Origin of the sequence: Kamptonema formosum PCC 6407 (genome assembly GCF_000332155.1) — a bacterium.
GTDB lineage: Bacteria > Cyanobacteriota > Cyanobacteriia > Cyanobacteriales > Microcoleaceae > Kamptonema > Kamptonema formosum.
Genome location: NZ_KB235903.1, coordinates 1374332 through 1396805, shown reverse-complemented (window position 1 = coordinate 1396805; position 22474 = coordinate 1374332). Strand labels below are relative to the sequence as shown.

Here is a 22474-nt window from a genome sequence, read left to right as displayed (position 1 = left end):
GCGATCGCAGTTTTAGGAATTAGTTTGAGCAGCCGCCAGCCTTTGCTTGAGTTCTTCCAGAGCACTAGCCCAGCGAGGATCTGGCTGTACCGAACCAGAATCGGCAGTATAGCTAGTTGCTGCACCCGCACCCCGGCGTGACTTATTATCGCCACCCCGCCGACGACCGCCGCTTTTACCACCGCCACCACCGCCACCGCCACCGGGAGACGGCGCAGAACGCTGCTGTGGAGGTTGTTGTTGCGATTGAGGCTGAGACTGGGACTGCTGCTGAGGCTGATCTTCATCACCCTTTTCACCTTTGCCCCCCTTAGACCGAGGCAATGCCTTTTCAATCTTAAGGGGATTTTCCTTGAACATAAAGCCGTTGTATTTTTCAATTACTTGATCGGCTTGTTCGTCAGTAGCTACCGTCACAAACCCAAACCCCCGACATTTGCCAGTTTTGCGATCGGTGATCACCTTAGCAGAAACCGATTCGCCTTCCTCAGCAAAAACTGCTTGCAGTTCTTGGCGTTCGAGTTCTTTAGGGAGATTGCCTACATAGAGACGAATAGACATGAAATATTCCTCCAGACTTGGACTGTAATTAGTTTGCTAGAAAATCATTACCTGAAGTCAACTGAAAGTTAACTGCAAGGCAGCATGACCCAACCGCATAACCTGCGCGTTCATCTAACCAAGGTTGACACCGCACCTCACTTTGTAAAAAAAGATGATTAACTCTTCTTACCCCTGCACTTGGAAACCAAGGCAGAGAATTTTTAACTGTAAGGTTGTTGTGTAAACTTGTGGTCATCACTTAAAAACTGAGGCTAGATATTAGTTCTGCGTTATTTGCTTCCCGTGTTGATGCAGAATTTTTATAGCCAGGACTGTAGAAATTAATTTCCAACGATTTCAAGTTCAAGTAACCCGGATTTGACACTTCCACCCCTATAAGGAGATGGAATAATTAGGAAGTTTCGCTCCTAATACCCCTAAAGCTGCTGGTTCCTGGGCGCAATCCTTTTGCCAAAAATGGCGGTCTGCTATCCTTGCCTTGCAGCAAGCTCCTCAAGCGTGACTTCCTCTCAGTCCCAGGGCAGGTTTTTAAGACTAGACTTGTCTAATTGGATTTTAGCAAAATGGGATTGACGGCTACTAAAGTAACAGCGCCTACCCTACCCCAGTCGGGGCATTGCTCGCGGTGGTCAAGATTTGTCACTACTCAGTTTAGTACGATGAGGGACACAACGACTAAATTTTTTTAGAGTAAGTAACTTCATCTCTAACCAAATGCTAAATTCAATTTTTGAACTCTGGTATCCCTTGAGCTGGGTAGGACAGCGTTCAAGTATCCTATTAAAGGTATCACAGCCTTGAGGACACAGCTACCTGTAGCCAAGATTTCAATCTTAAGTTAAAGCTAGGTAGTTTTAAGTGCTTAGCAATTTAACTCTAAATGCGAGTAGCTAAAAAAACAGCCGACAGGTGCGGCTGGCTAAACTTACTGTGTTGGGAGGTTGACAATTTGTACGTGATACCTTAATGGCTCTAACCTATAGAGGGCATACCGTAGTCTGGGTCAATCAATTTCATGTAACTAAATGTAACAGTTAATCGATAAAATTGCAACTTTTCTTTACATAATGAAGAGGATAGAGGCAGGGGAGCACAGAGGACAGGGGAGAGAGGGAGCAAGGCTGATGAGGGAGAAATAAGGAAAAGGAAATAAGGAAGGGTTAATTTCTGACTGTTTTAACTCAAAACTCAAGGCTTAGGGCGGGTACGGGGGCACCGCCCCTACAAAACCAAACTCAAAACTCATATCCCCAATCTGCCAGTATTAAAGATAATGTAGGCTCCCCAGAGAGCCGCAGCAAAGGCTAAAATCGTAGACCAGATGGGATGACCGCTATAGCTGGTTCTGCCGCCTTCAGTCCGTAAGTTTTCCAGATCGATCGCCACAGTCGGCCCTCGCCTAAGCCATCCAGTAGCAATAACTGATTTTCCGATTAAATCCGAGGGACGGGTTGGTACTGGCCACAGATTGCCAATCGGGCCGAGTATGGACAGATGGTGTAATTTCACTAAGCCAGTGGCAGTTTCCAGAATTAAATCCTGTCCCAGCCAATTGTTGATGCCGCTTCTACCGAGGAGTTTGCCTTGGAGTTGGACAGGCTGGCTATCTAGAGGTAAAGCTTCTGAGTTAGATAATATCTCTGTTATTGTTGGTTCCGCCGTTGCCGAGGGTTTAATGTCTGGAAAGAAGTAGTTGATGCGGATAAAAGTGCCGAGGCTAAAGCCAATAGGTAAGCAACCGATCAGAATGCCGCGATCGCCTTTAAGCCAATCTAGTTGCCAAATGTCGAAGAGTGAGAAAATCCACCCGATCGACCAAATCCCGACAACGATCGCTAAACTCATAGGAATGCCGAAGAAGGGAGCACCTTGTAACAGCAGTTTTGGTAATTGGTAATTGGTAATTGGTAATTGGGAATTGGTAATTGGTAAGCGAGAATTGCGCTTCTGTTCCCCTGCTTGGCCGCTCAAGAGCTCCCCTGCTGGCTTGGTTGCTAAATCTAGCTCAGTTTCTAGTTTCCAGTGCTGGGCGTAGAGGGTTAATAAGTGTAAGCGTTCTCCGATTAAAGGATGGGTATTATAGACTTCTAACCACTTGCGGTAAGGGTTGTGTATATCCCATTGTAAAAGGGTTTCCAGAGGGGCTAGTGATGCGGCAGAACCAAGTGTAACGGCTTGTTTGACACCCAAGGGTGTCAAAAATTCAAAGCCTTCGAGTAGAGGGCAAATTTGCTGCTGTTGGCGGACATCTTCAGCAATACCGATCGCCATTTTTGCGATCGCGCGAGTCAAGGCATTAGGATTACCTGTAATTTCAGCCGCGAGGCGATCGCTATAATAAACTCGTCGCCGTGATAGCCACAAAACGGGCCACCGCAGCAGCCAAAAGATGCCATAACTAGCTGACGAAATAGCGATCGCTACCCCCCGCAGAAAAGGTATTATAAATCCTCGAACAGATATAGGAATATTTGGCAACTCTTTGGCTCGATCTCCCCAATATCCAGCTTGCCAGTAGATAGTGTAGGGAATTTGAATCACTATTGTTGCCAGGGACATTACTACAAAATCCCAGTGAACGATATGCCCCAACTCGCGGGCAAAAACAACAGCAATTTCATCTTCTGAAAGTTGTTCTAACAATCCCTGACTAACTACAATTCTGGCGAATCGGGGTAAGCAACCATAAGTCATAGCGATGGGAACGCTAGTCGGCAAAACTTTTATAGTAGGTACTGGCAAGTCTCTTTTTCGGCAAAAACTTCGCAGTACCCCATTAGCTTCTTTACTATAATTAAATAAGCTGGTCATGGGTAGCGGTTGCAAGCCGTGAAACTGCTTTAATAGTGCGTCCATTAACCAGGGCGAGAAAACTAAGAGCAACCCAAATGTGAATTGTAAAAATGGGGCGGGGTTGAGATAAAAAAGCTGAATTGGCTTTAATAAAGGAATCTTTGTTAATAGATAAAAGTGAAGTAATACAGTATTGACAGTAGTTAGGAGAAATTTCACCACAGTGACAGTCACCCAAAATAGAGCGAGTCCAGTTGCTATCTGTTCCAACCAAAAACGACCAAATTTTAGGGGTTTGAGGGGTCGCCATTTCTGAGCGCGATCGCTCTTTCGCCAAGTTAATTGATAGCTACTACTTTCAGTGCTATAATTTTTTGCCAAATTGGGATTATGCTCGCGACTTTGTTCTTCCTCTGGTGAGCCTTGTAAAGTCTCCGAAGTATCGAGAAGATGGGAGTCAACTTCGGCATCGCCTTTGAGAGATATTGGCGGCGTTGTATCTGTATCATTCTGCTTAGAAAGCTTAATATTAGGGACTTGGGAAGTTGCTGATGGCGAGGAAACGACATTCTGTTTAATGACTTTACTTGGAACAGTTGGTACCGCAGTCGCATCGAAGGGGACAAATCCTGTTAAGTCAGCTTGTGGTGCTGTTTCAGAAGCAGAGGTAGTTATCGGTGGAGATGCGATCGCTGGAGATTCAAACGGAATAAAACCAGTTTCAACTGGGGATATTTCTTCTGAATCTGGCAATTCTAAAGCTAAACCCCCCGCTTCTTGCTTTTCCTCGCTCCCCTGCTCCCCCGCTCCCCCGCTCCCCTGCTCCTCCGCTCCCCTGCTCCCCTGCTCCCCTGCTCCCCCGCTCCCCTGCTCCCCCGCTCCCCTGCTCCCCCGCTCCTCCGCTCCCCTGCTCCCCTGCTCCCCTGCTATCTTTGGTGGATGACGCTTGACTAAATCTTTTAATGTTTTGGAGGCCCAAGCTTTTGCTTGACTGTTGGAACTTTTAGTTAAAGCGGAACAGAGAGCGATCGCGTCTTTGACTTTCCCAGTCTTTTTATAAGCAATCACCAATCCCATCTGTGCCCGCAAACCCGATCGCTGATTTGCCTCTGCTTTGGCAATAGCTTCTAGATGTGCGATCGCGCTGGGGTAATCTTTTGCTTTCAAAGCAGCTAAACCATCTTCCAGAGAGGGTTTAATAGATGAATCTGGTAGAGAGGGATTGCTAGGAGATGCCATGAAAGTCCCTTGGATAGCGTCTTTTCCAAGATAGCCTAGACCTTAAAATTTGTAATAGACATCAAATATTTTTTTACCCCAACTTGAAGCACCATCTGTAGGGCGAGAAAGACCTATAAAGACCTATAAAGACCTATACTTAAGGTTAGGATCTCCAGTTAAATTTTTTAAACCGAATGTTCACTATCGATATCATTGTCAAGTCTACGTCTGTCTCGCTGTCGGTGCAAAGGAAGTCAGCGGATGATGCTGATGCTGTTTATCAGCAGGTTCTAGAGGCAATTCGCGCTACTCAACCCCAGGTGCTCGAACTTACCTGCGAGAAAAATCCTGAGAAAAAAGTTGCTGTGCTTAGCAGTGAGATTTCGGCTGTGGTGGTATCTCAAAAATCTGGTGCATCGGCAACTGGGAGATCGCCTGGTTTTGTTACCCTGACTGCAGCAGAATGAGCGTTTCGGGTACAGATTTAGAGATGGTAGCTCCGGCGATTACCGTGCGCGATTTATGCTTTAGCTGGCCCAAGGGCGATCGCGTTTTGCAAAATTGCTCTCTAAAGGTTCCCAAGGGCGAATTCTGGATGCTCTTGGGTACAAATGGCAGCGGCAAGTCAACGCTTTTGAGGTTGCTGGCGGAACTATTATCCCCCCAGTCGGGGGAAATTGACATTCAGGGACGGCTGGGTTTTGTCTTCCAAAACCCTGACCACCAGTTGGTAATGCCGACGGTGGGGGCGGATGTGGCTTTTGGCCTGGTGGAGGAAAAGCTGTCGATCGCTCAGGTGCGAGAGAGAGTAGAGGAGGCGTTAGCTGCTGTAAATTTGCTGGATTTGCAGCGGCGGCCGATTTATGCTCTCAGCGGGGGACAAAAACAGCGCATAGCGATCGCTGGTGCGATCGCTCGTCATTGCGAGGTTTTACTATTAGATGAACCTACAGCTTTGCTCGATCCTGATTCTCAGTTAGATTTAGTCGCTCAAGTTCAGCGTTTGATCAAAAATCGAGGATTGACTGCTTTGTGGGTCACGCACCGTTTGGATGAATTGAATTATTGTGATGGGGCTTTTTTGTTAGAGAAAGGTGAGGTTGTAGATCGAGGCGATCCTGTAAGATTGAAGCAGCGATTGATGCAAATTCAAGAGGTTTAGCGGCTGAAGTTTGGGCAGAATATGACTATGGTTATTTGGCAAGTTGATTTTTATCGCCGCCCTCTCAAGGATGATGCTGGAGAAAAGTTATGGGAGTTATCGATCTGCGACTTAGACCGCAATTTTACTTTTAGCACTTTTTGCCCTCAATCTCAAGCTAATTCTGGCTGGCTTACCGAACAATTACAACAGGTAAGTCAGGGGAAAAATTTACCAGATTTGATACAAGTATTTAGACCCCAATCTTTGGGTTTAATTGAGGCAGCGGCGCAAGTTTTGGATGTCGAGGTAGAAGCGACTCGGCGCACTTTTGCTCTAAAACGACTATTAGAAGAACGGGCGAAACAATATCAAAAAATGGCTAACTATACGGGTGAAGCTTACCATCCGTTAATGTTAGAGTCACCGCCGCCCGTACCTTTACCGGAGAATTTATGGGGCGATCGCTGGCGTTTTGCAGCACTACCCGCTGGCGATATTGAAGATGCTTTTAAAAGCCGTCCTATACCAATTTTAGAGATGCCAGAATTACTATTACCGCTAAATTTAGCATTAGCTTCAACGGTATCTGTACCTGGGGTTATAATTGATGGAGGTCGCCAATCAATGCGATTAGCGAGATGGCTACAAGCAGCTAAACCAGTTGCTTTAAATTATATTCCCGGTAGTCCCGATGGCTTAATTTTGGAAGCAGGATTAGTTGACAGGTGGATTGTTGCTACTTTTGAAGATCCTGATGTAAAGGCGGCGGGGGAAATTTACCAACAGCGCCAGCAATTAAGTCACGGATTGCATTTTTTGCTAGTTCAACCTGATGATTCAGGTATGACTTATACTGGATTTTGGCTATTAAATTTTAATCCTCGATCTTGATTATTTTTCATTGCTCTGTCAGGGTAAGAATAATCCCACGCTTTATTTTTATTCCACAACTAAAATGATTCCATTCCGTAGACCTTCAAACACTCGGTTTAGTTGCACCTGATCGCTCTCGCTGAGCGATTGCGTCGAAAGTAGTGCCGATCGCAATAGTTTTTGGTCGATCGACGTAATTTGGCGGAAGGCAAAGATTCGCTCAACGATGTCTTCCACTGAAACTTTGGGGGGGCTGGCATTAGTGGGCATCATTTATCAACACCAAGACAGAACAAAAGTATACAACAGAACTCAGTAGCTTCATTTTTAAAGATTTTGTGAAGCTAAAGCGTGATAGGCAGCAGAAAAGATCGTGACAATTTGCCCTAGCTTAAGTGACAATTATCATTGACAATATACCAAACTTTACTTAAAGTTCACACTTTCAGTACAATACCTGAGTAAAACCAAGGCATCTGGTAGGAATTATGGCTCAAGCAAAAATTGGGATTATTGGTGGCAGCGGACTGTACAAAATGGACGCTCTTAAGGATGTCGAGGAGGTGCAAATTAATACACCTTTTGGATCGCCTTCAGATGCTCTAATTCTGGGAACGCTAGAGGGAACGCGAGTAGCATTTCTAGCCAGACACGGCCGGAACCATACTCTTTTGCCTTCAGAATTGCCATTCCGAGCTAATATTTATGCCATGAAAAGTTTGGGGGTTGAGTATTTAATCTCAGCTTCGGCCGTTGGTTCTTTGAAGGAAGAGGCAAAACCCTTAGATATGGTTGTACCCGATCAGTTTATTGACCGGACAAAGGAGCGAATTTCTACATTTTTTGGTGAGGGAATTGTTGCTCACATTACTTTCGGCGATCCGGTTTGCGGCGAGTTGGCGAAAATATTGGGAGATGCGATCGCATCTCTGAATCTTCCCGATGTCACTCTCCACCGAGGCGGTACTTATATCTGCATGGAAGGGCCAGCTTTCTCCACAAAAGCTGAGTCCCATTTGTATCGTAGTTGGGGTGCAACGGTAATTGGGATGACGAATTTAACAGAGGCAAAGTTGGCGAGAGAAGCTGAAATTGCTTATGCAACTTTAGCCTTAGTTACCGATTATGATTGTTGGCATTCAGATCACGATAGCGTAACTGTAGAAATGGTAATCGCAAATTTGCATAAAAATGCGGTTAATGCCCAAAAAGCTATTCAAGAAACAGTACGACGTTTAAGTAAAAATCCTCCCCATTCTGAGGCACATTCAGCATTAAAGTATGCGATTTTAACTCCGCTAGATAAAGTTCCCCAGGCAACTAAAGATAAGTTGGATTTGCTATTGCAGAAGTATAGCAACCGCCAAGCCGGTTAGAAACTATGGGCTAGGGGAAGAGAAGGAAAATAGGAGAAAAGTAAGGGATTGAGTAATTCAGAACGATCTCCTAACAATCTTGGCGGTTGCTATATTAGGACTTAGGCAAAAAACCCGGTTTCTGACCAAAATCATCGCTTTTGTCGAGAAATAGTGGCGCAGAAACCGGGTTTTTGACCGAGCGTGCGTAAGTCCTGTATTATGTATTAGCAATAATCTGTCATTGCGAGCAAAGCGAAGCAATCGCCTAGTCTCTGCGATTGCTTCGCTTTGCTCGCAATGACAATAAATGGGTAGTAAAGCCTGATTTGGTATAAGATTGTTAATCGTTAAGTAAATCCTTCTTCCTTCTTCCTTCTTCCTAACTCTTCCGTTGGTGGGGATATATCGTTAGGATCAAGCACCAGCTTTTACTTATTAGCAATTTTCAGCTTTTCTTTGATTTCACTTAATACCTTTTCTGCGTCAGCAGCGATATAATTAAGTTGAGAGAGAGCATCATACTTAATACCGTCAAGTTCTTGGCTGTAAACCTCCATTTCTTTAGCTAATTTTCCCAGTAGTAGCAAAACCCCTACGACTCCGCTTGTAGATAGCATCAGCAGAATAATTAACCAAGTATTAAAAATTGGTTTTAGTCGTCTAAAAGTGCGATGGACTTCATTTTGGATTGATTTTTCTAGGAAAGCTTGCAATAAGCTATATTTAATATTTTTACTAATTTTTATTTCGCCTAATACTTGATTTTGTATGTTGATATAGCCGTCGCCAAGACCATTAGAACATACATCCGTAACGCCGCCTTCTAGGCGGTATTCTAACCGCTCAGAGGGAGGCGTTATGTAAGTCTTAATTGTCAAGAAAGTTGCTATAACTATTGGTAACTTTGCTAAAACTAAAAAATTATCAAAGGATTTTTTCTGGTGATTTGTTACACTTATTAAGGAGAAGAAAATTGAAAAATATAATGCAAATAATAATTTTAACATATATTATGTAGGCAATCTTATTAATTACCAATTACTAAAGAAGGGGCTAGGGGCTAGGGACTAGGGACTAGGGAAAGAGGAAGAGAGGGGAAGAAGGGGAGATGGGGAAGATGGGGAAGATAGGGAAGATGGGTAATTAGCCATTAGCCATTAGCCATTAGCCATTAGCCATTACCAATTAACAATTAACAAAATAAACGCAGATGACTAAAAATGGCTAAAACCATCTACATTCATCTGCGTTTGTCCGGGGTTAAAAGTTCAAAACCTCTAGGATTGCCACTTCTGGGCAACAAGCTCAGCCAAGTCAACAACCCGCTGACTATAGCCCCACTCGTTGTCATACCAAGCGATTACTTTAAGCATATCGCCATCCAGAACCAAAGTCAGACTAGCATCAACAATCGAAGAAGCATCATGTCCGCGATAGTCAGAAGAAACCAAAGGCAAGTCACTGTACTCTAAAACTCCCTTCATTGGCCCTTCCGCCGCTGCTTTGAGAACTTCATTTACCTGCTCAGCAAAAGTCTTCTTCTGCACCTGAACCACAAAATCTACTACCGACACATTAGGGGTAGGCACGCGCATTGCTATGCCATTGAGCTTACCTTTAAGTTCAGGAATTACCAGAGCCACAGCTTGAGCCGCACCTGTAGAAGTCGGCACAATATTCATCGCCGCCGCCCTTGCTCGGCGCAAATCTCGGTGACTGGCATCTAACAAGCGTTGGTCGCCAGTATAACTGTGGGTAGTAGTCATTGTGCCCTTAATGATGCCAAAGTTGTCATTTAACACCTTAGCAACGGGAGCTAGACAGTTAGTTGTGCAACTAGCATTGCTGATTACTGTATAACTATCATGAGTGTAGGCGTGGTCGTTAACTCCGATGACGAAAGTCCCAACTTCAGGGCCTTTGCCAGGAGCGGTAATTAGTACCTTCTTAGCACCCGCCGTCATGTGCTTCGACGCGCCAGCTTGGTCTACGAAGACCCCTGTCGCTTCGATTACCAAATCAATGCCCCAATCAGCCCAAGGCAAGTTTAGTGGATTGCGATCGCTCACACATTTCACTGTCTTGCCATTGACGGTTATAGAGTTTTCATCGGTAGTAATATCTACACCCTTCAACGTCCCCAGCATCGTGTCATATCTGAGCAGGTGAGCGTTGGTTTTTGGATCTGAAGTGTCATTGATAGCAACCAGATCCAATTGGCTGTTTTCGCGCCCCAGCCAGCAGCGCATAAAATTACGTCCGATGCGTCCAAAACCGTTGATCGCGACTCTAATCACCTTGTACCTCCTAACGACAGCAGCGCCTAGCTTAGGCTTTAAATTTTGGAAAAATTTAATAATTAACCATGACCCAGATCATATCGCAAAGGGCGATCCCTTCTAACGTTTTGTCTGTATCAAAAATTGCTGAACAAATTACTTGGGGTCGGTCGTCAGGTTTGCGGCAGAGGTTGATACAGCTTTTGGGCTGTAATGTAAGTTCTGACAGTTTCCGGGACTAAGTAGCGGAGGTCGCGACCTTTGAGGCAATATTGGCGAATTAGACTTGATGATATTCCGATCGCAGGCATTTCCAGCACTGAAAACCGGATCGGCACTCTCAGGGTGGCCATTTGCTCAACAATCTGTGTGATATGAAAGTGAGTTGTTTGCAGATCCCCGCTCTCGTTTTCTCTCTGGTAGGGGCGTGGGGCCACTAACCAATAACATAATTGGCTGATTTCCAGGCATCGGTGCCATTGAGGAAGAGATTGGAAAGCATCTGAGCCAATAATCCAATACCACTGAGCGTCGGGGTCGGTGCTCTGGAGGTATAAAAAAGTTTCAACTGCGTAGGATCTACCAGTGGGATCGTCCTGTTGAGGTGATAGGACAAAATCTGAGCGATCGGCGATCGCTGCGCTCACCATTTCCCGCCGCCTTTGGCAATCCACCGACACCCGGTGCGATTTGTGTGGGGGGCTGGGATCGGGAACCCAGATTACTTTGTCAAGACCAAACTGGCTCACAGCCGTCTGTGCCATCAATAAATGACCCCAGTGAACCGGGTCGAAAGTCCCCCCAAAGATTGCTATTTTTCCCATACCAGACGATACTGTTAGTAAGTCAGTGAGGGGTTTTACCCCTCATCCTGCTAATAACCGAGCTCCTAGCGCTCGAACGTGCGAGAATGCAGGAGTAGGCGAGTACAGGTCTATTGCCTGTAGGCCAGATTGCAAACCCCTTGACCCCAACCCTGCGCTCTCCGGTCTGCGATCTGCAACCTCTGACGATTCCTGATATTTACTGGCAAACAAGTCATATAGTATACAAGACAAACTATTCTAGAAGTCCGTAAAGCAAAAGGACGCGCAGAGTGGCTTTGCAGGAAATCTCTAGCGAACTGTATCCTAAGAAAACAATTCTTGATATGATATCGCGTGTTATTGGCGTGGTGTGGTGTGTGAGGAGCGAAGATGCCGAGTTCTGTTGATTTCACCGGCAGGCCATTTCATTTCATCGGAATTGGTGGAATTGGAATGTCAGCCCTTGCCTACATTCTAGCTAAACGCAAGTTGCCTATATATGGCTCGGATATTAAACCAAGTCATATAACTCAGCGTTTGCAAGCAATGGGCGCTCATATTTTTTGGCGACAAGATGCCAGCAATTTTGAATTATTCCAAGCGAAGGCAGATGGAAATGATGCGGATTGCCAGTCGTCTGAGGCCCCTAAGACTTTAGAAACCATCAGTCGAGGTGGAGGGTCTGCGATCGCCGCGTCAGGGGACAATCGCAACGGCAAAGGCGCGATCGCCTTATCACATTTGGACTTACCCCAGGTGATCTGTTCGACGGCAATTCACCCGGCGAATTCCGAATATCGACGCGCCCTTGATTTAGGCTGTCCGATTTTTCATCGGTCGGATGTCTTAGCAGCCCTGATTCTGGACTACCAGAGCATCGCCGTAGCAGGGACTCACGGCAAAACTACCACTAGCAGCATGATCGGCTTCATGCTACTGAAAGCGGGCTTAGACCCGACGATCGTGGTAGGAGGAGAGGTCAATGCTTGGGAAGGGAACGCACGCTTGGGGCACGGGCCCTACCTAGTCGCTGAAGCAGACGAGTCCGATGGTTCTCTGGTCAAACTCTCAGCCAAAATCGGGGTGGTCACAAATATCGAACTCGATCATCCCGACCACTACGATACCCTCGATCAGGTAATCGCAACCTTTAACGTATTTGCCCAGAACTGTCAAATCTTAGTGGGGTGCATTGACTGCGATACAGTCAAAAACTCCCTTAAACCTAGCGTCAGCTATAGCCTAGAAGCTGACAGGGGCGCTGACTATACGGTAGATAGCGTCGAGTATAGGGCAGATTGTACCATCGCTCGCGTTTGGGAGCGGGGTACTGCTCTCGGAGAGATGCAGTTAAAGCTGTTAGGGCAACACAATCTTAGTAATGCTCTAGCTGCGGTGGCAGTGGGTAGATTATTAGGGTTAGAGTTTGCTGTAATTGCTAAAGCGATCGCCGACTTTGAAGGGGCACGTCGCCGTTTTGAAGTTAGAGGTGAACACAACGGCATCCTATTCGTGGATGACTACGCTCACCACCCCAGCGAAATTCGGGCTACCTTAACTTCAGCCCGCCTACGGATTGAAAATAGCAAACCCAAGCCCAAATCTAAAATTAAAAATTCAAAATCCAGACGGGTTGTTGCTGTCTTCCAACCACACCGTTACAGCCGAACTCTGACATTCTTGACAGAATTTGCCCAATCATTTAGCGATGCCGACATCGTAATTGTCAGCGACATTTATAGTGCTGGAGAACCAAATACAGGGCAAATCAGTGGGGAAAAACTTGCAGATTTGATTGCGGAACATCACCAGCAGGTTTATTACCAACCGAGTCTCCAGTCAATCGCCAAGTTTTTGACAGAAATCTTGCGGCCAGGCGATTTGGCTCTATTTCTCGGCGCTGGCAATCTCAATCAAATCATTCCAGAAGTGATGGCCTTTTACCAAGAGGCCCCAAATCTGGGAGTGTCTGTTGTAGAGGGCGATCCCCGCAGTGAGCTGCCCGCATGAGTCACCTCATGCCGCCTACTGAGAGCGATCGCTTACAAGTTGGGTCAATCAACTGTCAACAACGTCTTTAATCCGAGGCATTTAAGCATTTGTTATGATCGTGACTCTCTCCTCTGACTCCCCCACCAAGGACAACCGGCGAGTGTATGCTCCGATTCCCCTACCGGGAACTGGTTGCCAAATTAAGTCTCAAGTCTCTTTGGCCCCACTGACTTCTTTTCGAGTTGGCGGCCCTGCTGAATGGTACATTGCTCCGAGCACTCTCGAAGAGCTACAAGCAAGTTTCGAGTGGGCTAGCTCTGAGGGAGTGCCTGTCACTCTCCTGGGCGCTGGCTCGAATTTGCTAGTTAGCGATCGCGGCTTACCCGGATTAGTCGTCGGTACTCGCCACCTTCGCCACGTTGATTTCAACCCGGAAACAGGACAACTCACCGCCGGTTCGGGAGAATCCATTCCCCGCCTCGCCTGGCTGGCCGCTAAGCGCGGCTGGCAAGGGTTAGAGTGGGCAGTTGGCATCCCCGGAACCGTTGGCGGCGCTGTGGTAATGAACGCCGGCGCACACAGGAGTTCTACCGCTGAGATTCTGGTGAATGCTTCCGTCCTCTCGCCCACCGGCAAAGTGGAAATTCTCACCCCTCAAGAACTCGGCTATCGCTACCGTACTTCGGCACTACAAGGCAGCAACCGCCTTGTCACCCAAGCCACCTTCCAGTTACAGCCAGGATTTGAAAAGGCAATGGTGATGGCAGCTACCACCGAACATCTCAATCAACGACGGACAAGCCAGCCCTACCATTTACCCAGTTGTGGCAGTGTCTTCCGCAACCCCGGCCCGAAAACAGCAGGCTGGTTAATTGAACAAACAGGACTCAAGGGACACCAAATTGGCGGGGCCCAAGTGGCAGTCCGCCACGCTAACTTTATTCTCAACTGCGGCTGGGCAACCGCAAGCGACATCTTCCAACTGATCCGCTATGTTCAAGAGCAAGTGGAACAGCGCTGGTCGCTATTGTTGGAGCCAGAGGTTAAAATACTGGGAGAGTTTCCTTTTTAAGGCACGATCGGTGGTGAAGGGAGGAAGATAAGTAGTCAATAAAATTGTCTAAAACTGCCTAAAATAGGTTCTATAGAGCAGTGGCGGATTAGTAGCCCACACACAATCACAAAGCATTTATGACAAAATCGCAAGGATTTGGCTTCGGCCTCGGCAAAATGAAAGAACTGACTGAAGCTTTCAAGAAAGCTCAGCAGGTTCAAGAAGGAGCTAAAAAGCTTCAAGAAGAGTTGGATGTAATGGAAATTGAGGGAATTGCCGGCGGCGGCTTAGTAAAAGTTGTTGTTAGTGGCAACCAAGAACCCCGCCGCGTTGAGATTTCCCCTGATGCCCTTGGTGAAGGCGCAGATGTGGTTTCTGAACTCGTCACAGTGGCGATGCAAGATGCTTACAATAAGTCAACGATGACTATGCGGGAGAAGATGGAAGAACTGACAGGTGGGCTCAATCTCCCTGGACTCTAACCCCTTCCCGATTAGTTAGGAGAGGTGGGGTGGCCCTTTCCGACTCGAATCTGGGCCACCCATAGAAGAAGGGGCTAGGGGCTAGGGGTTAGGGGCTAGGGAAAGAGGGAAAGAGGGGGAGCAGGGGAGCAGGGGAGCAGGGGAGCAGGGGAGATGAGGGAGATGGGTAATTAGCGATTAGCAATTAGCGATTAGCAATTAGCGATTAGCAATTAGCGATTAGCGATTAGCGATTAGCGATTACCAATTACCAATTACCAATTACCAATTTCTTAATTAATCCATGCCTTACAGATTACTGTTTGTTTGTCTTGGCAATATCTGCCGATCCCCATCGGGAGAAAATATCATGAATCACTTAATCAAACAAGCAGATTTAGCCGATCGAATTATTTGTGATTCTGCCGGGACTGGGGGATATCATGTCGGTAATCCTCCCGATCGACGGATGGCGATCGCAGCTAGCAAGCGTGAACTCGAACTCCGGGGTAGTGCTCGTAAGTTTCAAAGGTCAGATTTTGAGAACTTTGACCTAATTTTGGCAATGGATAAAGACAATTACCAGGATATTCTTTCCCTCGATCCTCATGGCAAATATCGCGACAAAGTACGGCTGATGTGCGAGTTTTGTCAGAAATATGATTTGAGGGAAGTTCCCGATCCTTATTATGGTGGCCCAGAAGGATTTGATCGAGTAATTGATTTATTGTGGGATGCCTGTGAGGGACTATTGGAGTATGTCACTAAGGAAAAATTAATATTTAACAGTTGAGAAATTCAATTTTAATCGGATTTACGAACCAGATCTCAACTACGTGGGCTTAAGATTGCTTGCGAATCCTATTTTAGGCAGCCATTAGAGAATTGTACCTTCTTCTCCTCAGCCTTAACTTCTCACCCCTAAAATCAGTCTCAAGATAGATGGCAAGGTCAAAATTTTGTGTTTTCATTACATAAAAAATACATATCCTTATCCTTCTTCCTACGCAATTCATACTTATGAACGCAGACAAAGTAAAGGTTCGCTTAAATTTTGTGGTTTCGCCAGAAGTCAACGAAGCATTAGAAACTCTTGCTCACAAAACAGGCGGTACCAAAACAGAAGTATTTCGCAGAGCTATTGCACTAATGGAAGTAGTTGTGGATGCAAAACAACAGGGTAAAAGAATAGGAATTGCCGATAAAGATCAGCCTCTAGTTACTGAAATTATCGGTATTTAATTCAGGAATTTTGCTGAATATTTCTGCTATAGTGAGCAATGATACAAGCACGGTAAATTATTTAGTGGGATTCCTAAGCCTTAATCTCTGTCCTCACTCATCATTCTCCAATGAGTATAATTCAAGCGCTATATTCGCCAATTAAACGCTACAGCATTACGGCTTTGGCTCTAGGCACTGCAATACTTATAGCAATTTTGTTGTCGCCCACTTTCAAGGAAAGCCCTGCTGTATTATTTGTTCCTGCCTTAATAGTTAGCGCTTGGTTTAAGGGTAGAAAGTCAGGACTAAAGCAAAATCAAGAAGAACTCGATCGAGAGCGAAATTTTATCTCGAAAATCATCAGTACAGTTAGTAGTTTGATCGTAGTATTAGATCGAGAAGGACGCATAGTTAGTTTTAACCAAGCGTGCGAGAAAATAACTGGCTATTCCTTTGATGAAGCCAATGGTAAATATATTTGGGATTTGCTGATCGTACCTGAAGAAATAGATTCAATAAAAGCAGTTTTTGAGAACCTAGTCTCCGGCGTATTCCCTAACCAAAATGAAAATTATTGGCTGACAAAAAATGGTTCTAGCCGCCTAATTGTTTGGTCGAATACAGTCATTTTAGACAAAGAAGGTAAAGTTGATTATGTAATAGGAACTGGTCTAGACATTACCGAACGTAAAGCAGCAGAACAAGCACTATCTTTATCTTATCTCCAGTTGGAGAACCGCGTCCGAGAACGCACAGCAGAATTGAGTAAAACTAACGCAGCGCTGCAAGCAGAAGTGGCAGAAAGAGAGAAAATAGAAGCAGCACTGCGGCAAAGTGAAGAAAGATTTCGCTGCTTAAGCGCGTCTTCACCGGCGGGCATTTTCATGACCGACATCCAAGGTAGATGTACTTATACAAATCCTCGCTGTCAAGCAATTTGTGGTTTTAATTTTGAGGAAAGTTTAGGGTTTGGTTGGGCGAAATTCCTGCACCCAGAAGATCGCGATCGCGTATTTGCAGAGTGGTCATCCTACACCCAATCCCCCCGCGAATACAAAAACGAATTTCGCTTTTTAACCGCTGAGAGAGGCCTGCGCTGGGTTCGCATTTGTTCCGCTCCCATGTTCTCAGACCTGGGCAAAATTATCGGTCATGTCGGCACCTTAGAAGATATCACCTACCGCGTCGAAGCTCAACAAGCTTTATACCGCAGCAAGCAGGAATTTAAAGCAGTCGTAGAAAACACTCCCGATGTCATCCTTCGAGTTGATAGAGAACAGCGGTACATTTATGTAAATCCTGCCGTAGAAAAGAACATGGGAATGCCCGCAGCAGCATTCATTGGCAAAACTAGCAGAGAATTGGGTACGCCACCAGATTTATGCCAACTCTGGGGCGAAACGCTAGACAAAGTTTTTGCATTAGGTAGAGAGCAAGCAATAGAATACCAAGCTCCTACTGTTGAAGGAATGCGAACCTATCAGTCGCGGATAGTTCCAGAATTTGACAGCGACAGTTCAATACAATCAGCTTTAGTAGTAGCTCGCGATATTACCGAACTTAGAGAAGCAGAAGCTCAGCGGATTCAATTAATTGCAGAACAAGCTGCTAGGGCAAAAGCGGAAGCATCAGAACAGCAAGCAGCAGTTATGGCAACTGCGAGTGCAGTCCTCTCTTCGTCCCTCGATTGGGAAACCACCCTCAAAAATGTAGGAGAATTGGCAGTTCCTACCCTTGCTGACGGCTGCTATATTGACATCGCGGAAGAAGATGGGAGAGTGCGACGGCTAGCGACTATCCACATCGATTCCTCAAAAGTGGATTTATCCAAACAGTTAGAGCAGCGCTACCCGACTCCAGCAATGCCTGCGGCTGGCGAGACTTATACACTTCACGGCTATCGATTGGTGATGCGGACGGGACAACCAGAACTGATTCCAGAAATTACTGATGATATTTTAGTGGCAGCGGCACAGGATAGCACGCACCTAGAAATGTTGCGATCGCTCCAACTTGGCTCTCACCTGTGCGTACCCCTGATCGCGAGGGGACGGGTACTAGGCGCGATTACCTTCGTCACCACCAAGACCGGTCGCAGATATAATTCGGAAGACCTGAGATTGCTAGAAGACCTTGCCGATCGCGTCGCACTCGCCGTAGATAACGCCCAACTTTACCGAAAAGCACAGTTAGCTCAAGCTCAAGCCGCCGAATCCTTTGCTTCAATTGACGCACTCCTAGAAGCTGCTCCTTTGGGAATCTGCTTTCTAGACAGAGAAATGCGATTCCTCCGCATCAATGAGGTACTCGCAAAACTCAACTGTTTTCCCGCAGGCGAACACTTGGGTAAAAAATTTCACGAAATCTTGCCTAAATGTGCCGCCCGATTTGGAGATACGATACAGCAGGTATTAGACAGTGGAGAGTCTGTGCTCAACGTTGAAATTACCGGAGAATGTAGCAAAATACCGGGAGATTTCGGGTATTGGCTGGGCAATTACTACCCCGTAAAAGCTAAAGGTGGGGAGACGTTGGGAGTTGGTGTAATTCTGACAGAAATTACAGAAGCCAAGCGAACAGAAGCAGCATTGCGAGAAAGCGAAGCGCGGTTTCGCAGCGTAGTTGAGTCTAATACGATCGGAGTCGGTTTCTGGGAGCAAGAGTGCAAAATCATTGATGCTAACGATGCTCTGCTAGAAATTCTGGGTTATACAAGGGAAGAATTACGTTTACTTGCTCTGAGCTGGAAAGATATCACGCCACCCGAATACTGGTCTCTGGATGCAGAAGCGATCGCTCAAGTCCAAGCAAACGGTAGTTGCACGCCCTACGAAAAAGAATACATCCGCAAAGACGGCAGCCGCATCCCGATTTTAGCTGGGGGAGGTTTGATCGAGGGGTGCAAGGATCGAGGAACATTCTTTGTTTTAGATATCAGCGATCGCAAACAAGCAGAAGCAGCCGAGCGCCAAGCAAACAAGAAAATTGCCAACATCCTCGAAAGCATCACTGATGCTTTCTTTACTGTTAACAAAGAATGGCAATTCACTTACGTTAACACCCGCTTTTTAAACATGACGGGATTGCCGAAAGCAGAATTGCTCGGCGCTTGTATCTGGGAGAAATTTCCTGAAGCAGCAAGCTCTCCATTCTACGAGCAGTACCATAGAGCGATGTTTCAACAAATCCCCATCCAGGTAGAAGCCTTAGCCCCAAACGGCTCCGGGCAGTGGTTCGAGGCGCGAGCTTATCCCTGGAGTGATGGCCTCGCCGTATACTTTCAGGACATCACCAAACGCAAGCGCACAGAACAAGCCCTGCGGGAAAGCGAAGCTAGAGTCCAGCGCCAGTTAGCAGAACTCGACCATCTTTATAACACGACTCCAGTCGGGCTGTGCTTTGTAGATACAAACTTGCGCTTTGTGCGGATCAATGAGTATTTAGCTGCTGTCAATGGTAGAGCGATCGCGCAACACTTGGGACGGACTGTTAGAGAAGTAATCCCAGAACTTGCGGATTTACTAGAGCCCCTTTACCACCAAGTCATCGCTACTAGCATACCCATTCTCGACCTGGAAATCCAAGCTGAAACCTTGCAGCAGCCAGGAATTATCCGAGATTGGCTAGTTAGTTATCACCCCGTGTATGACAGCGAGGGGGTGCTTTTGGGCGTAAGTATAGTCACGCAGGAAATCACCGAACGCAAAAAAGCAGAACGGGCACTCAAAGAAAGCGAGGCGATCTTCCGCAGACTATTTGAGATTAACGTCTTCGGCGTAGCGATCGGCGATTTTCACGGTCAGATTAGTTATGCCAATGAAGCGCTTTTAAAGATGATTGGCTATACTCGCGAAGAAATGCTCTCAGGTCAAATACGTTGGGATCGGCTAACGCCACCAGAACAAGCCTATCTCGACCAGATCGCGATCGCAGAACTCCGAGCCAACGGTGTAGCAACACCTATAGAAAAAGATTACATCCACAAAGACGGTAGCCGCGTCCCCATCCTCATTGGTGGTGCAATGCTGGCGGAACCTTTTACCGAGCAAGAAACCGCGATCGCATTCTACATTGACATGACTGAGATCAAGCGTGTCGAAGCGGAACTGAAAAATAATCAACAGCGGCTGCAACTGGCTCAGCAGGCTGGGAAAATCGGCACTTTTGAGTGGAATCTCCAAACTGGTGAAATTACCTGGACGCAAGAGTTAGAAGCGCTTTACGGGTTAGAACCAGGGAGTTTCGGAGGTAAATACGAAAACTGGACGCAACTGCTGCATCCCGACGACATCGCCAAGACAAAACAGGAGATTGCCAAAGTCACAAATTCAGGTGGAGAATTAGATATTGAATTCCGCATCTGCCGCCCCGACAACAGCATACGCTGGATTGCCCTGAGAGCTACAACCTTCAACGACGAGCAAGGTTTACCCCTGCGGACGATCGGTGTAAATTTGGACATCAGCGATCGCAAACGCACTGAAGAAGCGCTGATGGAAACTAACCAAACCCTTGAAGCCTTGATTCAAGCTTGTCCTCTGGGGATTACAGTTTTTAGCGCCGAAGACGGCTCAGTAAAAATGTGGAATCCAGCCTCAGAGAAGATTTTCGGTTGGAGCGAACAGGAAGCCAAAGGTTATTTCCTTCCTTGTATCCCCCCTGACAAGCAAGAAGAATTCCAAGCCAACTTGAAAGCAATTAGGGACGGATTTGCCCTCACGGGTTTAGAAACCCGCCGCCAAAAAAAAGATGGGTCGCCAGTCGAGATCGGCTTGTGGGCAACATCAGTGCGCGACGCTAAGGGCAATATTAACTGTATGTCGATTGTGGCAGATATCGGCGATCGCAAGCGAGCGGAGTTAGAACGAGCCCAGTTACTCGATCGCGAACGCAAAGCCAGGGCCGAAGCGGAATCCGCAAATCGCATGAAAGACGAGTTTTTAGCAACTCTTTCCCACGAACTCCGCACGCCTCTGAATGCCATCTTAGGATGGGCGCAGTTGCTCCGTAGCCGTAACTTTAATGAAGCCACAACTGCTCGCGCTCTCGAAACTATAGAGCGTCAAGCCAGATTGCAAAAGCAGCTTATTGAAGACCTTTTAGACGTTTCGCGGATTATTCAAGGGAAACTGTGCTTGAACGTCCGCTGGTTCGACCTCGTAGAGACCCTCGAAGTCGCGATGAATTCTGTAAGCTTAATGGCAGGAGCTAAGTCAATAGAGATAGATACCTTCATTGACCCCGCAGTGGGATTGGTTTGGGGAGATGCAGAGCGCTTTCAGCAAGTGGTCTGGAATTTAATTTCCAATGCCATCAAGTTTACTCCCACTGGCGGGCAAGTAGAAGTAGAAGTGTGGTTGGGGACTGGGGACTGGGGAAATGGGGAGCAGAGGAGATGGGGAGCAGAGGAGATAGGGAGCAGAGGAGATGGGAGAGATGCGGGAGATGAGGGAGATGCGGAAGTTAAATCTTCCCTATCCTCCCCATCCTCCCCATCCTCCCCATCTCCCTCGCTCCCCAGCCCCCCCGCTCCCCAGCCCCCCAGCCCCCCCGCTCCCCACTCCCCTCGTCCCGAATCAAACTCCTACGTGGAAATCACCGTGCGTGATACTGGAAAAGGTATTGCTGCTGAGTTTTTGCCTTATGTTTTTGAACGCTTCCGACAAGCAGATGGCTCTGTAACTAGGACTTATGGCGGATTAGGATTAGGATTAGCGATCGCTCGCCACTTAGTGGAACTGCACGGTGGTACCATTAACGCTCATAGTGAGGGAGAAGGCAAAGGTTCGACTTTTATAGTCAGGCTGCCCCTCAAACAGAGTATTGACAGTCGCGGATTGGGAATTTCGCCAACAGTCCCATCTCTACCTAGTATCGAAGCTCCACCCCCTAACGAACTTTCGGGTCTCCAAGTTTTGGTAGTCGAAGATGAGTCAGACACTCGCGAGTTTTTGGTCGCTTTGCTAGAAGAGTATGAAGCAACTGCGATCGCGGTGGCTTCAGTGGAAGAAGCGATCGCAGCTTTGGAGCATTGGCAGCCAGATATTTTAGTCAGCGACATTGGGATACCTCTTGAGGATGGCTACTCACTAATCCGCAAGGTGAGAGCTTCAGAAGCTTTCCAGGGAGAACATTTGCCTGCTTTAGCTCTAACTGCCTATGCTAGGGAACAAGACCGAGCGCAAGCTTTGGAAGCAGGCTTTGATGCTCACATCGCCAAACCAATTGAACCCAAGCAATTGCTAGTAGCCTTAGCTAATTTGGTTGTTAACTATAGCAACCGCTAGGGGCTAGGGGCTACGATGCTCAGGGCTAGGGAAAGAAGGGAAGAAGGGGAAGAGGCGAAGGACGGAAAGAGGGGAAGAGAGTTAATGGTTTTAGCCCTGAGCGAGTGTCTTCACTAACGAAAGCGGTTGCTATCTTAAATCATATTTACTATTAAGTGGTCGGACATAATTAAACGTAGGGTGGGCGATCGCGGCAGGGAGGGTAAAAACCCTGCATCGTCTGCTACTGAAAGAGCTTTGAGAGATATAGCAACCGCCAGGGCGGTTAGGGGCTAGGGGCTAGGGGCTAGGGACTAGGGAAAGAAGGGAAAGAAGGGAAAGAAGGGAAGAAAGTCAATAGTTTGGGCCATGAGCGAGTGTCGTAACCGTTGTGGCGGTTGCTATATAGTGTCAACACCAGCAATGGACAAATGAAGTT

16 protein-coding genes are annotated in these 22474 nt (G+C 46.8%); 10 read left to right on the top strand and 6 right to left on the bottom strand.

What is annotated here, in order from left to right; all coding sequences use genetic code 11:
• Nucleotides 1–12: 12 nt before the first annotated feature.
• Nucleotides 13–561 (bottom strand): RNA recognition motif domain-containing protein, encoded by a 549-nt coding sequence (locus tag OSCIL6407_RS0110975; protein ID WP_007357663.1) that lies wholly within the window; start codon nt 559–561, stop codon nt 13–15.
• A gap of 1245 nt (nt 562–1806) precedes the next feature.
• A complete protein-coding gene (locus OSCIL6407_RS0110970) occupies nt 1807–4596 on the bottom strand; it encodes a M48 family metalloprotease (RefSeq protein WP_019487219.1) in 2790 nt (929 codons plus the stop codon).
• Nucleotides 4597–4772: 176 nt separating this feature from the next.
• On the opposite strand from OSCIL6407_RS0110970, the gene OSCIL6407_RS0110965 reads away from it, so the two are divergent.
• The 3 genes from OSCIL6407_RS0110965 to OSCIL6407_RS0110955 are packed head-to-tail and all read left to right on the top strand — an operon-like array spanning nt 4773 to nt 6613.
• The gene (locus OSCIL6407_RS0110965; RefSeq protein WP_007358068.1) at nt 4773–5045 is read left to right on the top strand and encodes a hypothetical protein; all 273 of its coding nucleotides are present in this window, start codon (nt 4773–4775) and stop codon (nt 5043–5045) included.
• Nucleotides 5042–5740: an energy-coupling factor ABC transporter ATP-binding protein gene (locus OSCIL6407_RS0110960; RefSeq protein ID WP_007358067.1), complete on the top strand. Its 699-nt coding sequence runs from the start codon at nt 5042–5044 to the stop codon at nt 5738–5740. The genes OSCIL6407_RS0110965 and OSCIL6407_RS0110960 overlap by 4 nt, the downstream gene beginning before the upstream one ends.
• A 27-nt stretch (nt 5741–5767) precedes the next feature.
• Nucleotides 5768–6613, top strand: a complete 846-nt coding sequence (locus OSCIL6407_RS0110955) for a Tab2/Atab2 family RNA-binding protein (RefSeq protein WP_007358066.1) — start codon at nt 5768–5770, stop codon at nt 6611–6613.
• A gap of 48 nt (nt 6614–6661) precedes the next feature.
• Here OSCIL6407_RS0110955 and OSCIL6407_RS0110950 read toward each other — a convergent pair whose 3' ends face one another.
• On the bottom strand, nt 6662–6868 hold the full coding sequence (locus tag OSCIL6407_RS0110950; RefSeq protein WP_007358065.1) for a hypothetical protein: 207 nt from the start codon (nt 6866–6868) through the stop codon (nt 6662–6664).
• A 215-nt stretch (nt 6869–7083) separates the two neighbouring features.
• On the opposite strand from OSCIL6407_RS0110950, the gene OSCIL6407_RS0110945 reads away from it, so the two are divergent.
• On the top strand, nt 7084–7971 hold the full coding sequence (locus OSCIL6407_RS0110945) for an S-methyl-5'-thioadenosine phosphorylase (protein ID WP_007358064.1): 888 nt from the start codon (nt 7084–7086) through the stop codon (nt 7969–7971).
• Nucleotides 7972–8381: 410 nt separating this feature from the next.
• Here the strand turns inward: OSCIL6407_RS0110945 and OSCIL6407_RS0110940 are convergent, their stop codons facing one another.
• From OSCIL6407_RS0110940 to nadD, 3 genes are all read right to left on the bottom strand, one after another.
• Nucleotides 8382–8831, bottom strand: a complete 450-nt coding sequence (locus OSCIL6407_RS0110940) for a hypothetical protein (protein ID WP_007358063.1) — start codon at nt 8829–8831, stop codon at nt 8382–8384.
• Between the two features lie 399 nt (nt 8832–9230).
• A complete protein-coding gene (locus OSCIL6407_RS0110935; protein WP_007358062.1) occupies nt 9231–10250 on the bottom strand; it encodes a type I glyceraldehyde-3-phosphate dehydrogenase in 1020 nt (339 codons plus the stop codon).
• Between the two features lie 155 nt (nt 10251–10405).
• Entirely contained in the window at nt 10406–11056 is a 651-nt protein-coding gene (nadD, locus tag OSCIL6407_RS0110930) for a nicotinate-nucleotide adenylyltransferase (RefSeq protein WP_007358061.1), read from the bottom strand.
• Between the two features lie 372 nt (nt 11057–11428).
• Between nadD and murC the strand changes: the two genes are divergently transcribed.
• From murC to OSCIL6407_RS30560, 6 genes are all read left to right on the top strand, one after another.
• Nucleotides 11429–13048: a UDP-N-acetylmuramate--L-alanine ligase gene (gene murC / locus OSCIL6407_RS0110925; protein WP_007358060.1), complete on the top strand. Its 1620-nt coding sequence runs from the start codon at nt 11429–11431 to the stop codon at nt 13046–13048.
• Between the two features lie 94 nt (nt 13049–13142).
• Nucleotides 13143–14102 (top strand): UDP-N-acetylmuramate dehydrogenase, encoded by a 960-nt coding sequence (gene murB, locus OSCIL6407_RS0110920; RefSeq protein ID WP_007358059.1) that lies wholly within the window; start codon nt 13143–13145, stop codon nt 14100–14102.
• 119 nt (nt 14103–14221) lie between these two features.
• Entirely contained in the window at nt 14222–14566 is a 345-nt protein-coding gene (locus OSCIL6407_RS0110915; protein WP_007358058.1) for a YbaB/EbfC family nucleoid-associated protein, read from the top strand.
• A gap of 283 nt (nt 14567–14849) precedes the next feature.
• On the top strand, nt 14850–15338 hold the full coding sequence (locus OSCIL6407_RS0110910; RefSeq protein ID WP_173401172.1) for a low molecular weight protein-tyrosine-phosphatase: 489 nt from the start codon (nt 14850–14852) through the stop codon (nt 15336–15338).
• Between the two features lie 227 nt (nt 15339–15565).
• The gene (locus OSCIL6407_RS0110905) at nt 15566–15787 is read left to right on the top strand and encodes a ribbon-helix-helix domain-containing protein (protein ID WP_007353211.1); all 222 of its coding nucleotides are present in this window, start codon (nt 15566–15568) and stop codon (nt 15785–15787) included.
• A 110-nt stretch (nt 15788–15897) separates the two neighbouring features.
• Complete coding sequence (locus OSCIL6407_RS30560; protein ID WP_019487217.1) at nt 15898–22056, top strand: PAS domain S-box protein; 6159 nt, start codon at nt 15898–15900, stop codon at nt 22054–22056.
• The last annotated feature ends 418 nt before the right edge of the window (nt 22057–22474 follow it).

What these genes read in the sequence shown, in the direction of transcription:
- OSCIL6407_RS0110975 (WP_007357663.1), bottom strand. Translation starts at nt 561, where the DNA reads ATGTCTATTCGTCTCTATGTAGGCAATCTCCCTAAAGAACTCGAACGC.
- OSCIL6407_RS0110970 (WP_019487219.1), bottom strand. Translation starts at nt 4,596, where the DNA reads ATGGCATCTCCTAGCAATCCCTCTCTACCAGATTCATCTATTAAACCC.
- OSCIL6407_RS0110965 (WP_007358068.1), top strand. Translation starts at nt 4,773, where the DNA reads ATGTTCACTATCGATATCATTGTCAAGTCTACGTCTGTCTCGCTGTCG.
- OSCIL6407_RS0110960 (WP_007358067.1), top strand. Translation starts at nt 5,042, where the DNA reads ATGAGCGTTTCGGGTACAGATTTAGAGATGGTAGCTCCGGCGATTACC.
- OSCIL6407_RS0110955 (WP_007358066.1), top strand. Translation starts at nt 5,768, where the DNA reads ATGGTTATTTGGCAAGTTGATTTTTATCGCCGCCCTCTCAAGGATGAT.
- OSCIL6407_RS0110950 (WP_007358065.1), bottom strand. Translation starts at nt 6,868, where the DNA reads ATGATGCCCACTAATGCCAGCCCCCCCAAAGTTTCAGTGGAAGACATC.
- OSCIL6407_RS0110945 (WP_007358064.1), top strand. Translation starts at nt 7,084, where the DNA reads ATGGCTCAAGCAAAAATTGGGATTATTGGTGGCAGCGGACTGTACAAA.
- nadD (WP_007358061.1), bottom strand. Translation starts at nt 11,056, where the DNA reads ATGGGAAAAATAGCAATCTTTGGGGGGACTTTCGACCCGGTTCACTGG.
- murC (WP_007358060.1), top strand. Translation starts at nt 11,429, where the DNA reads ATGCCGAGTTCTGTTGATTTCACCGGCAGGCCATTTCATTTCATCGGA.
- murB (WP_007358059.1), top strand. Translation starts at nt 13,143, where the DNA reads ATGATCGTGACTCTCTCCTCTGACTCCCCCACCAAGGACAACCGGCGA.
- OSCIL6407_RS0110915 (WP_007358058.1), top strand. Translation starts at nt 14,222, where the DNA reads ATGACAAAATCGCAAGGATTTGGCTTCGGCCTCGGCAAAATGAAAGAA.
- OSCIL6407_RS0110910 (WP_173401172.1), top strand. Translation starts at nt 14,850, where the DNA reads ATGCCTTACAGATTACTGTTTGTTTGTCTTGGCAATATCTGCCGATCC.
- OSCIL6407_RS0110905 (WP_007353211.1), top strand. Translation starts at nt 15,566, where the DNA reads ATGAACGCAGACAAAGTAAAGGTTCGCTTAAATTTTGTGGTTTCGCCA.
- OSCIL6407_RS30560 (WP_019487217.1), top strand. Translation starts at nt 15,898, where the DNA reads ATGAGTATAATTCAAGCGCTATATTCGCCAATTAAACGCTACAGCATT.